This is a genomic window from Paraburkholderia sp. 2C (genome assembly GCF_054589215.1).
Genome location: NZ_BAAILL010000065.1, coordinates 422,370 through 434,566, shown reverse-complemented (window position 1 = coordinate 434,566; position 12,197 = coordinate 422,370). Strand labels below are relative to the sequence as shown.

General features: G+C 64.4%; 11 protein-coding genes. 8 read left to right on the top strand and 3 right to left on the bottom strand.

Annotated features, from left to right (window positions below; all coding sequences use genetic code 11):
- Positions 1-6 precede the first annotated feature (6 nt).
- The 3 genes from ACYPXD_RS30790 to ACYPXD_RS30780 all read right to left on the bottom strand — a co-directional run bounded on the left by ACYPXD_RS30790 (position 7) and on the right by ACYPXD_RS30780 (position 3,106).
- Complete coding sequence (locus tag ACYPXD_RS30790; RefSeq protein WP_459720829.1) at positions 7-945, bottom strand: LysR family transcriptional regulator; 939 nt, start codon at positions 943-945, stop codon at positions 7-9.
- Between the two features lie 103 nt (positions 946-1,048).
- Complete coding sequence (locus tag ACYPXD_RS30785) at positions 1,049-2,140, bottom strand: porin (RefSeq protein ID WP_459720826.1); 1,092 nt, start codon at positions 2,138-2,140, stop codon at positions 1,049-1,051.
- Positions 2,141-2,653: 513 nt separating this feature from the next.
- Positions 2,654-3,106: a hypothetical protein gene (locus ACYPXD_RS30780; protein ID WP_459720823.1), complete on the bottom strand. Its 453-nt coding sequence runs from the start codon at positions 3,104-3,106 to the stop codon at positions 2,654-2,656.
- 526 nt (positions 3,107-3,632) lie between these two features.
- Between ACYPXD_RS30780 and ACYPXD_RS30775 the strand changes: the two genes are divergently transcribed.
- The 8 genes from ACYPXD_RS30775 (at position 3,633) to ACYPXD_RS30740 (ending at position 12,101) form a co-directional block, all read left to right on the top strand.
- Entirely contained in the window at positions 3,633-4,670 is a 1,038-nt protein-coding gene (locus ACYPXD_RS30775; protein ID WP_459720819.1) for a bile acid:sodium symporter family protein, read from the top strand.
- Positions 4,671-4,953: 283 nt separating this feature from the next.
- A complete protein-coding gene (locus ACYPXD_RS30770; RefSeq protein WP_459720815.1) occupies positions 4,954-6,801 on the top strand; it encodes a GGDEF domain-containing protein in 1,848 nt (615 codons plus the stop codon).
- Positions 6,802-7,192: 391 nt separating this feature from the next.
- Positions 7,193-8,179, top strand: a complete 987-nt coding sequence (locus ACYPXD_RS30765; protein WP_459720811.1) for a LacI family DNA-binding transcriptional regulator — start codon at positions 7,193-7,195, stop codon at positions 8,177-8,179.
- Positions 8,176-9,492: an AGE family epimerase/isomerase gene (locus ACYPXD_RS30760; RefSeq protein WP_459720808.1), complete on the top strand. Its 1,317-nt coding sequence runs from the start codon at positions 8,176-8,178 to the stop codon at positions 9,490-9,492. The genes ACYPXD_RS30765 and ACYPXD_RS30760 overlap by 4 nt, the downstream gene beginning before the upstream one ends.
- A gap of 5 nt (positions 9,493-9,497) precedes the next feature.
- The gene (locus ACYPXD_RS30755) at positions 9,498-10,409 is read left to right on the top strand and encodes a carbohydrate kinase family protein (RefSeq protein WP_459720805.1); all 912 of its coding nucleotides are present in this window, start codon (positions 9,498-9,500) and stop codon (positions 10,407-10,409) included.
- 106 nt (positions 10,410-10,515) lie between these two features.
- A complete protein-coding gene (locus tag ACYPXD_RS30750; protein WP_459720801.1) occupies positions 10,516-10,737 on the top strand; it encodes a hypothetical protein in 222 nt (73 codons plus the stop codon).
- A 77-nt stretch (positions 10,738-10,814) separates the two neighbouring features.
- On the top strand, positions 10,815-11,060 hold the full coding sequence (locus tag ACYPXD_RS30745) for a hypothetical protein (RefSeq protein ID WP_219798246.1): 246 nt from the start codon (positions 10,815-10,817) through the stop codon (positions 11,058-11,060).
- Positions 11,061-11,204: 144 nt separating this feature from the next.
- On the top strand, positions 11,205-12,101 hold the full coding sequence (locus tag ACYPXD_RS30740; RefSeq protein WP_459720797.1) for an ion channel: 897 nt from the start codon (positions 11,205-11,207) through the stop codon (positions 12,099-12,101).
- Positions 12,102-12,197 lie beyond the last annotated feature (96 nt).

Genomic DNA, 12,197 nt, shown 5'->3' with positions numbered 1-12,197 from the left:
GCCGCGCTAGCTTGCTGCCAGCGTTCGCACCTGTTCGAGCGTAGGCCACAGCGATTCGTTCGAGAACCGGTCGGCGAGGAAATCGACGAATGACCGCACTTTCGCCGACACATGGCGCCGGCTCGCATACATCACGTGAATCGGCAGTTCGCGCGGCGGCAGCAGGTCGACGAGCAGCGGCACGAGCCGCCCCGCGGCAATATCGTCGCCGACCACTTCAGTGCCGAGCAGCGCGATTGCGGCGCCTTGCAGGACGACCACGCGCAGCGCCTCGAGGTGATTGACGACCAGATTGCCGGTGAGCCGCAATGGCGCGCTGCCCGCGTTCGCCGCCGTCACGAGATCCTGTGCCGACACGCCTGAATATTCGATGAAGTTGTGCCGCGCGAGATCGGCGAGCGTCTTCGGCACGCCATGCCGCTGCAGATAATCGGGCGACGCGCACAACACGATATGCGCGGTGGCCACCTGCCGCGCAATCAGCGACGACGACTTCAACCCCGCCGGCGACGCGCGGATCGCCACATCGAAGCCCTCGTCGATCATCTCGACGACGCGGTCCGACAGCGTGATGTCGACGGTGACTTGCGGATGCAGCGTCGCATAGTCGGCGGTCGCGCTCATCACATGACGCAGACCGAACGCCGACAGCGACGACACGCGCAGCCGGCCCTGCGGCACGACGCTCGCCGCGCCGACCGCCTGCTCCGCTTCGTCGAGTTCGGCCAGCACCTGGCTGAGCCGCTCGTAGTATTCGCGGCCGGCTTCCGTCGGCGCGACGCGGCGCGTCGTGCGGTTCAGCAGCCGCGCGCCGAGCTGCTGTTCGAGATGCATCACATGCTTGCTCGCCATCGCCGCCGACATATCCATCCGCTCCGCAGCACCGACAAAGCTGCCGATTTCGACGACATAACGAAACACTTTCATGCTGATGAGCGTGTCCATAAGCAATCGCTCGCGACAGGAATCAATCGTTGAACTCCTGCGGACTTTATCAAAGACTGGTCAGCAAAGCGCTGTCGCCGCGCCAATCCGCGCCGGACGCCGCTCAGAACTTCGTGCGCATGCCGATTCCGAATGTGTCGCCGCTCGACTGGCCGGAGAAATGGTCGTACAGGTAGGCCGCGTACACGTCGGTGCGTTTCGACAGCGGATAGTCGTAGCCGATCGCCGCGGTCTGACGCGTCTGATCGAGCCCGCCGCTGTCGCGCGAGTACGCATACGACGCCATCACCGTGCCGGGCCCCGCCGGCACGGTCAGGCCGCCCTGTGCGGTATCGACGTGCCAGCTGCCGGTCTGCTGGTCGTTCTTCGTGTACATGTACTGGCCGTAGAACTTGACGAACTTGAGGTCGTAGGTCACGCCGAATTGCCCGACGCCCTGGCTTTTCATACCCGAAACAAGCGTGCCGAGGTCCGCCGGATCGTTATTGAAGTTGACGTACTGGTACACGCCGGTCACCGCGAACGGGCCGTTGAAGTACAGGAACTGCACGCTGTATTTTTTGGCACCGTTCTGTCCGGCCGTATTGCCGAACGCGTACATCGCACTGCCGGAAAGGCCGTTGAAGCTTGGCGACGAGAACTGGATCGCGTTATTCCAGCCCGAATCGCCGACCACGCCCTGGTCCGTCGTATAGGTCGGGAATGTGCCGAGGCCAAGGAACACGTGATAGACCATCGGCGAGAACACGTACGAATCGATGAACGGATTGAAGAGAATGGTCGACACGAAGAGCTGCGTGGTCAGCCGCCCGGCCGTCACCGTGCCCCATGGCGATTCGATGCCCAGATACGCATTGCGCGCAAAAAACGTATCGCCGTCGAAGCGCCCGTAGCGGCCGTTCTGCCCGCGAAAGAAGTCCTCGAGCGTGAAGATCGCCTTGACGCCGCCGCCGAGATCTTCGGCGCCCTTCATGCCCCAGTACGACGTCGACATGCCGCCGCCCGACACCTGCCACGCGCGCTCGCCGCCCGGAAATTTCTGGGCGCCGACCCATTCGTCGACCTGACCGTAGAGTTGCACACTCGATTGCGCATGCGCCGGCAAAGCCGCGCCGGCCGCAAGCGCGACAATGGCGCCCGCCTTCAGCACCGTGCGTGATGACCAGCTGATGGCACGGCTGACCGCAGTTTTCATGGGTTCTCCTGTCTTTGTCCATTGGATGAGGCTGTGCGGCGGGGCGCTCGCCGATCCGTCACGAGGAGCCGGTGCGGAGGTCGAGCCAATCTGGGCTGAGCCATCTTTGCCGGTCATTTTTCTGGACAAAAACGCGGGGGCTTATTGCGGGTATAGCGCGCTCGATAGTTTGGTTGACTGACCAGTGTTGAAGGAATGCGTCGACAGGGGTGCTGCTTGCGGTGCGGCATCAGGGCTTGCGCCTTGCGCGCGCAGCCGCAGTGGAGATCGATCTGTTCAAAGGAGACGCAGACGCGCTTTATGTTGCGGCGCCGCACGGAGAATGCGTGCGGATGGTGAACCGGATCAGCAATACCGCGCGCTCGGCACGGTGTGGTGCGGTTGCATCAATCGGAGGATTGGCTTGCGGGATGCGCCTCGGGTCAGGGCGCTCGAACAGCGGGGCTTGTTGCGCTCAGATGCGCTCAGCGGGCCTTGGTTGCCTTAGTTGCCTTTAGTTGCCCGTGGTTGCCCTTAGTTGCGGTAGGGCGACGGTCCAGGCGGCCGGCTGCCTTCGCCCGGAGGATGCGCGATCTGACGTGACACGCGCTCTTCGTTGTAGCGCGCGACATCGTCGCGAATCGACCCCGTGTGCATCGCCTGGCTGTTCGACGGTGGGCGCGGCGCGCCACGCGTTTCGGTACTGACCGGCGTAATCGCGCCTGCGTATTGAACGCCGGCGTATTGCGCGGCGGGATGCACGTCAGCCTGGAGCTTGTACGAACCATTGAGAACGTCGAACGCGGCGGGAGCGTGCGGCGCGACGACGAGCGTCGCGCTGTATGCGCGATATGTTGCGTTCGCGTTGTGGAGTGCCGCACCACGCGGCGCGAGCGCCGGGCTGGCATGGGCGAGCGAAACGGCGGCCGCGACCAACGCGCCCGAAAGCCAGTACCTCGCTCGAGAAAACCCTGCACTCACGATCATTTGCCTGCTGAATGGAACGCTGCGAAACCGCGTTCCGGTTATTCGGAATTGCGGGCGTCCCAATGGCCTTTCAGCAGTAATTTATGGGGGGCTCCTGGCACTGTCGAGGCAAAAAGTGTTATGCCCTGAGCAGGGTTGTAACACCATGTTACCGCCTCATTTTTCTGATAAATGGATTGTCTGAAACGCACGTCAGACGGGCCTGTCAGCGATTTTCCTGACGATTAAAAGGGGGCGGAAAAGTCCGATCGCGAGCGGCGGAAACGGGCAACATTGGCGCCGTATCTGCTAGACCCGCACCATCCGTTCGCCAACACCAAAGAGCATATTTTCCGAGGCATGAATCGCCTCCGGCGCGTCCGCCGTCAGCGCATCGACCCGCAAGTTTCAAAAAGGTGACCGCCACCTTTCATGCATCAAGCGCATCAATCAATTCGTCAAATGAATTTGCATATTTAATCCCAATGCATGGAAAATAAGCGTTTTCCCTAATGCCGTGTGCTTTCCTCGCATCGAGATTCCAAAGATGGCCCGCCCGAAACTGCTTCCGGACAACTTCACACTGTGCCTCGTCGGCACGGTGATTCTCGCCAGCCTGCTGCCCGTTCACGGGCAAGCCGCAGTGGCGTTCAACTGGGTCACGGATATCGCGATCGGCCTGCTGTTCTTTCTGCACGGCGCCAAGCTGTCGCGCGAGGCGATCGTCGCAGGCGCGACCCACTGGCGCCTGCACGTCGTCGTGCTGCTAAGCACGTTCGCGCTGTTTCCGCTGCTCGGCCTCGCGCTCAAGCCGCTTCTTGCGCCGATCGTCACGCCATCGCTCTATATCGGCATCCTCTTCCTTTGCACGCTGCCGTCGACGGTTCAGTCGTCGATCGCCTTCACGTCGATAGCCAAGGGGAACGTCCCAGCCGCCGTATGCAGCGCGTCCGCTTCGAGCCTGCTCGGTATTGTCGTCACGCCCGCGCTCGTGAGCATCATCGTCGCGAGCCAGACGGCCGGCGGCGTGTCGCCATGGCATACCGTCTGGAACATCGTGCTTCAGCTGCTCGTGCCGTTCGTCGCCGGCCAGCTGCTGCGCCCGATGATCGGCAGCTGGATTGACCGCAACCGCGGCGTGCTCAAGTACGTCGACCAGGGCTCGATCCTGCTCGTGGTGTACGCCGCGTTTAGCGAAGCGGTAACCGAAGGCCTGTGGCACCACATTCCGCTTTCGGCGCTTGGCGGGCTGCTGGTCGCGTGTGCGGTGCTGCTCGCGCTCGCGCTTACGCTCACGATGTTGATCAGCAAGCGCCTCGGCTTTAACCGCGCCGACCAGATTACGATCGTCTTCTGCGGTTCGAAGAAAAGCCTCGCCGCCGGCGTGCCGATGGCGAAGGTGATCTTCGCGACCCATGCGGTCGGCGCGGCCGTGCTGCCGCTCATGCTGTTCCACCAGATCCAGCTGATGACCTGCGCCGCGCTCGCCCAACGCTGGGGCGCGCGCGAAACGAACGCCCAGAAGCGCGCCGGAAAGCAGGACGCAGCGGCTGCCGTCGGCGGCGGGGTGGGTCCTCGACCGTGATAAGACCTTCATTCACTCTCTCCCTGAGACTGTTTTCGCAAGCCGCGTAGTGCGGCTTTCAAGGCGGCTGTTGTTTTGCGTGCCGTCGTTGCTCGTGTGTTGTTGCGACGCTATTTGACCGCGCGCACACGTGCGCCGTCAGCCTGGCCGGATGGGATAGGCAAAAAGCGCGAGACCGTTCGCGTAAGACGAACGCCGCATTTATGCGAAATTCATCAAAAGTTCATTCAAGTCTTCAGCACTGCCGCCGATATGCCGAACGTCCCCTGTCCGGCTGTCCGTCATGTCACTTCGCTCGCCCGCCCGGTCCAGCGCTTGCCGCATTGCAGATCTGATTGCCCAGCGCAGCTTGTCCGCCGTGTTTCAGCCGATCGTCGATTTCGACGGCGGCGCGATCGTTGGTTATGAGGGACTGATACGCGGGCCGGCGGGCTCGGATCTCGAGACGCCGGTCGCGCTCTTCACGCAGGCAGCGGCTGAAGACGCGGTGATTCCGCTCGAACATGCGGCCGCGCATACCTGCATCGAGGCATTCGCGCGGCTTCACTACGACGGCAAGCTGTTCCTGAATTTCAGCGCCGGCGCGATTCGCCAGCTCGCCGACGCGCGTGACGAAACGTTCGCGCTCCTGCGGCGCCTCGGCGTCGACGCGAGCCGCATCGTCATCGAGCTCACCGAGCGGAGCGCGATTCCCGACGTCAACCATGTGCTGCCCGCGATCGCGACGCTGCGCACCGCCGGTGCGCAATTCGCGCTCGACGACTACGGCACCGCGAACGCAAGCATGAATCTGTGGGTGCGGCTGCGGCCCGACCTCGTGAAGATCGACCGCTTCTTCATTCACGACATCGCGAGCGATCCGCTGAAATTCGAAGCGGTGAAGGCGATGCAGTACTTCGCGAATGCGAGCGGCGCGACGCTCGTCGCCGAGGGCATCGAGAACGAAGCGGATCTGATCGTCGTGCGCGATATGGGGATCGGCTGCGGGCAAGGCTATTTCTTCGGCAAGCCGCACGCACAGCCGTCACGCAAGGTCGCCGACGACGCGCGGCAGGCCATTCGCGCGGGCCATATCGCGGTGTTTCCGGAAGCGACGCGCACGCTCGCCGCGTCGCCGTCGGGCGGCATGGCGTCCGCGAAGATGATGGTCGAGGCGCCCGCCATGCCGCGCCATGCAACCAACAACGACGTGCTCGAGCTGTTCAACCGGCTGCCGCACCTGCATGCGGTCGCGGTGGTCGAGCGCGACGTGCCGGTTGCGCTGATCAACCGGCGCGCGTTTATGGATCGCTACGCGCTGCCGTATCACCGCGAGCTGTTCGGCAAGCGGCCGTGCCTGCTGTTCGCGAATGCGTCGCCCGTCATCATCGAAAAATCGATGACGGTCGAGCAGATGGCGAAATTGCTCGCCAGCGACGACCAGCGCTATCTCGCCGACGGCTTCGTGATTACCGACCAAGGCAAATACGCGGGCCTCGGCACCGGCGAAAACCTCGTGCGCGCGGTGACCGAGGTGCGCATCGAAGCGGCGCGCTATGCGAATCCGCTCACGTTCCTGCCGGGCAATATTCCGATCAGCTCGCACATTGCACGGTTGCTCAGCAACGGCGCCGGCTTCTACGCGTGCTATGTGGACCTGAACCACTTCAAGCCGTTCAACGACCAGTACGGCTACTGGCAAGGCGATGAAGTGCTGAAGTTCGCCGCCGCGGTACTCGCGGACGTCTGCGAGCCGACCCGCGATTTTCTCGGCCACGTCGGCGGCGACGATTTCCTGATCCTGTTTCAGAGCGACGATTGCATCGAGCGCGCGCAGCGCGCGATTCATGCGTTCAACGAGGGCGCGCAGCGCTTCTACGCACCCGACGACCGTCTCGCCGGCGGCATCCATGGCGAGGACCGGCGCGGCAATCCGACCTTCTTCGGCTTCGTCACGATGGCGATCGGCTGTGTGCATGTGCGGCCGGACACGACCCACGCGCCGCGCACGAGCGAGGACATCGCATCGATTGCGGCGCTCGCGAAACGCCGCGCGAAACATGAAGCGTCCGGCCTCGTGCTGATCGACGCGAGCGAAAGCGCGACGCTGATGCATAGCCGCGCCGAAGCCACGCATATGGCGATCGACTGAGCGCCGCTCACGACCTTCACGCGGCCTTCACGCAGCCTTCCCGCTTTACCGCCGGGCGAACGCCGGCTCGCCCCGCACCCCTTGTCCGAACGCGATAGACATCTCGACGCCGCGCGCTTCCTCCGAACGGAAGCTGCGCGCTGTTCGCGCATGCGCGCCTCGCCGAGGCAGCCGCTTGAGCGGGTCACCGCTTCACCTGAACCGGTCCAGATCAAGTGATCTGTTTAGCATTTTTACTAAACACGCACTTACCATTCAAACCCTTCTTATACGGGTATTTACGCGTGTCCGAACGGCCATTTTGAGGGTTTTTGAGAAACGTTTTACTATACAATCGCCGAACTCGAATTCTGCCGCGTCGCGTGCTTCGCGTCCGGCCTCCCAATCATTCATGGCAACTACGATTCGCGACGTCGCCCGCGAGGCCAGCGTGTCGATCGGCACCGTCTCGCGCGCACTGAAAAACCAGCCGGGCCTCTCCGACGCGACGCGCGTACGCGTCGTCGAAGCGGCGCGCCGGCTCGGCTACGACGCCGCCCAATTGCGCCCGCGCATTCGCCGGCTCACGTTCCTGCTGCATCGCCAGCACAACAATTTCGCTGCGAGCCCGTTTTTCTCGCACGTGCTGCATGGCGTCGAAGACGCATGCCGCGAACGCGGCATCGTGCCGTCGGTGCTGACCGCCGGGCCGACCGAAGACGTCGCGCAGCAAATGCGTCTGCACGCGCCCGATGCGATCGCGGTGGCCGGCTTCGTCGAGCCCGAAACGCTTGCGACGCTCGCCGCGATGCAGCGCCCGCTCGTGCTGATCGACCTGTGGGCACCGGGCCTGCGCTCGGTGAACCTCGACAACGCAACGGGCGCCGCGCTCGCGATGCGCCACCTGTTCGCGCAAAAGCGCACGCGCATCGCGTTTATCGGCGGATCGCTCGCGCACTACAGCATCGCGCAGCGCGCGCTCGGCTACCGCCGCGCGTTTTTCGAAGCCGGGCTGCTGTTCGATCCGTCGCTCGAAGTGACGATCGACGCGGGGCTCGACCCGGCCACGGGCGCGGCGCTTGCGATGCAGCGCCTGCTCGATGCGGCAGGCCCGAAGCCCGACGCGGTCTTTGCGTATAACGACGCCGCGGCGCTCGCCGCGCTGCGCGCGTGCATCGCGCGCGGCCTGCGTGTGCCCGACGACATCGCGATCATCGGCTTCGACGATATCCCCGCCGCCGCGCACGCCACGCCCCCGCTGTCGACGATCGCGGTCGACAAGGAAGCGCTCGGCCGGCGCGGCATCGAACTGCTGCTCGAAGAGGATCCGGCCGAACCGGAAGTGCGCCTGCCCGTCAATCTTGTTGTCCGCGCCAGTACATCGGTGACTCCGTCATGACTCAATCCGCCACCCTTCTTTCCGACCCGGCGACCGGGACCAATGTGCCGCCGGTCAGGAGCTACCGCGACCGCGACTTTCTGCTCGCGCATATCCGGCACACGCTCGCCTTCTACGCGCCGAATGTGCTCGATCCGAGCGGCGGCTTTTTCCACTTCCTGCGCGACGACGGCTCGATCTACGACCGCACGACGCGCCACCTCGTCAGCAGCTGCCGCTATGTGTTCAATTACGCGATGGCATACCGGCAATTCGGCGATCCGCAGCATCTCGAATACGCGCGCCACGGCCTGAAGTTCCTGCGCGACGCGCATTGGGACGCGCACAACGAGGGCTACGACTGGGAGCTCGAATGGCGCGACGGCCACAAACGCACGCTCGACGGCACGCGCCACTGCTACGGCCTCGCGTTCGTGCTGCTGGCGTACGCGCATGCGTATAGGGCGGGCATCGAAGAAGCAAAGCCGATGATCGCCGCGACCTTCGACCTGATGGAGCACCGCTTCTGGGACGCGGCCGCGGGCCTTTACGCCGACGAAGCGACGCCCGACTGGCACGTGAGCACGTATCGCGGCCAGAACGCGAACATGCACACCACCGAAGCGCTGCTTGCCGCGTATGAAGCGACCGGTCATCTCGTCTATCTGGACCGCGCCGAACGCGTCGCGACCAACATGACGATTCGCCAGGCGAAGCTGTCGCAGGGCCTCGTGTGGGAGCACTATCACGCGGACTGGTCGGTCGACTGGCATTACAACGAGGAAGACAGTTCGAACATCTTCCGGCCGTGGGGTTTTCAGCCCGGTCACCAGACCGAATGGGCCAAGCTCCTGCTGATTCTCGAGCGGCACCGCCCGTTGCCGTGGCTGCTGCCGCGCGCCATCGAGCTGTTCGACGCGGCCATGACGTACGCGTGGGACAACGACCACGGCGGCCTCTATTACGGCTTCGGCCCGGACCGCACGATCTGCGACCACGACAAGTACTTCTGGGTGCAGGCCGAGACGTTCGCGGCCGCGGCGCTGCTCGGCAAGCGCACCGGCAACGAGCGCTTCTGGGACTGGTACGACGAACTGTGGCGCTACAGCTGGGCATATTTCGTCGATCACCGCTATGGCGCGTGGTACCGCATCCTGACCTGCGACAACCGCAAGTACAGCGATGAAAAGAGCCCCGCCGGCAAGACCGACTATCACACGATGGGCGCCTGCTACGAAGTGCTGATGCACGCGTTGCAGGCCCCCGCAGCAGAAGCCGACACCGCGGACGCCACCGCGCAGGCCGCTTCCCCTCTGAATCGAACCGCACGGTGAGCACCATGACCGCGAGTACTGCATTACCCGTTTTCGTCTCGGCCGGCGACATCCTGACCGACCTCGTGCGCAGCGGCGACTCGCACTGGCTGTCGCACCCGGGCGGCGCCGGCTGGAACGTCGCGCGCGCGGTTGCGCGCCTGGGCCTGCCGACCGCGTGCGCCGGCTCGCTCGGCACCGACTGCTTCTCCGACGAACTGTGGAATGCGAGCGTCGCCGCCGGCCTCGACATGCGCTTCATGCAGCGCGTCGATCATCCGCCGCTGCTCGCGATCGTCCACCAGACGCATCCGCCCGCGTACTTCTTTATGGGCGAGAACAGCGCGGATCTCGCGTTCGACCCCGCGCTGCTGCCCGAGGGCTGGGAATCGCAGGTGAAGTGGGCGCACTTCGGCTGCATCAGCCTTGTGCGGCAGCCGCTCGGCGCGACACTCGCAAATCTCGCGGCGCAACTGCGCGAGCGCGGCGTGAAGATCAGCTTCGACCCGAATTACCGGAACCTGATGGAGCACGGCTACGAGCCGACGCTGCGCAAGATGGCCGCGCTCGCGGACCTTATCAAGGTGTCCGACGAAGACCTGCGCCTGCTGTTCAAAACCAGCGAAGCGAACGCGCTCGACCAGTTGCGCTCGATGAACCCCGACGCAATCGTGCTCGTCACACGCGGCGCGGACAAGGCGACGCTGATCGACGGCGGTCTGATTGTCGAAGCGGCGCCGCCGCGCGTCGAAGTGGTCGACACGGTCGGCGCCGGCGACGCGTCGATCGGCGGCCTGCTGTTCAGCCTCATGAGCGCGCCGCAACGCAAGTGGAACGAGCACCTCGCGTTCGCGCTGGCGGCGGGCGCGGCCGCCTGCCGCCACTCGGGCGCGCATTCGCCGACGCTCGACGAAGTGGTGTCGCTGCTCAACGACTGAAGCTGCAAGCCCGCGAGGCCATACGGCCCGCGGGCATGATCGCCACCGCCCTGAAAGCGTCGACATGCCGTGCTACGATGGAATCTCCTTCTGAAGGAGAGGCATCATGGAGGACGTCACCTACACGAAAGGGATCTACACGGCCACGGCATCGGTGCGGCCGGTAGACGGTGGACGCTATCAGGGCGTCGTCGCGCTCGAACGCGATGAAGGCGACGAGACCGAAAACACGGTCTACGAAGTCAGCAGCGTCTCGGCCAGCTCCGAAGAAGCGCTTGAAGAGGCCAAGGCGCTCGCCCATCGGATCCTCGGCGAAATCGAACTCTAGCGGGCGAGCGCGGCATGCGCGCGCCGCAAGCGCCGCATGTGGCGTCCCGTTCCGCTTATCAGCAGGCGGAGACGAACATGGCTGAACCGCTCTTCCTTTACGGCGTGTATTCGATTCACGTCCGTCCGCTCGCGCTGCAAGGCGCGCGTTGGGATGCCGAGTACGAGATCCGGCACAACGAGCACGCGGTGCAGCGCTGGACGACCGTCGGCGGCGACGCGGGGTACGCGACCGAAGCCGAGGCTGTCGAGTCCGCACGGCGCCAGGCCGTCGCCGATATCGATCATGGCGCAGGCATTCCGAAGCCGCGTGCGTTCCCATAAAGCGCCGCGACGGAAATCAACCTGACGGCCGTTTGCCGCGTGCTACGCTTTGCGCGTTTTCAACTACGTGAGAACGCGATGTCGCCGAGTGGCACGTCACAACAAAAGGACGACCCGAAACCCTCCCCTCACCGCAGCGGCCGTATGACCGACCGCACGATGCGCGTGCGCTCGCACACGATCGTCACGCACGGCTTGCCGCTGCGCGTCTGGCAAGACCTCTATCACCGCGCGCTGACGATGAACTGGCCGACGTTCTTCGCATCGCTCGCGGCGTTGTTTCTGGTGCTCAACACCGCGTTCGCGTCGCTCTACATGCTCGGCCATACGCCGATTGCGAACCAGTCTCCGCCCGGCTTCATCGGCGCGTTCTTCTTCAGCGTCGAAACGCTCGCGACGGTCGGCTACGGCGACATGCATCCGCAGACGGTCTACGCGCATCTCGTCGCGACGCTCGAAATTTTTGTCGGCATGTCGGGCGTTGCGCTGGCCACCGGACTGGTGTTCGCGCGCTTTTCGCGGCCGCGCGCGCACATCATGTTCGCGCGCCTCGCGGTCGTGCATCCGGTCGAAGGCCGCGCGACGCTAATGGTGCGCGCGGCCAACGCTCGCCAGAACGTGATCTCCGAAGCGCGCGCGCGCCTGCGGCTGATGCGCATGGAAACGACGTCCGAGGGTTACCGCATTCGCCGGATTCGCGATCTCGAACTCGTGCGCGACCAGCACCCGTTGTTCGTGTTCAGCTGGAACCTCATGCATGTGATCGACGAGCAAAGTCCGCTCTTCGGCGAGACGGCCGAATCGCTCGCGGAGCAGAGGGCCGAGGTGCTGGTTACGATCGAAGGCTCCGACGAAAACACCGCGCAGACGATGCAGGCGCGCTACTCATGGCCGAGCGGCGATATCCGCTGGCAGCACCGCTATGTCGATGTGATACGCGAAGAGGGCGGCATCAGTCACGTGGACTACACGCGCTTTCACGACGTGCTGCCGTTCGAGCCGCCGATGGCCACCGACGCGATCCGGTCGGAGCAGGCGTAAACGCTTGTGCGGCTTGTGCGGGCTTCGGCCCGCGAGCGGCTCGGAACCCTCTCGCCACTGCGAATCCGCCGGCTTCGGCAAATTTATCTCAAAAAA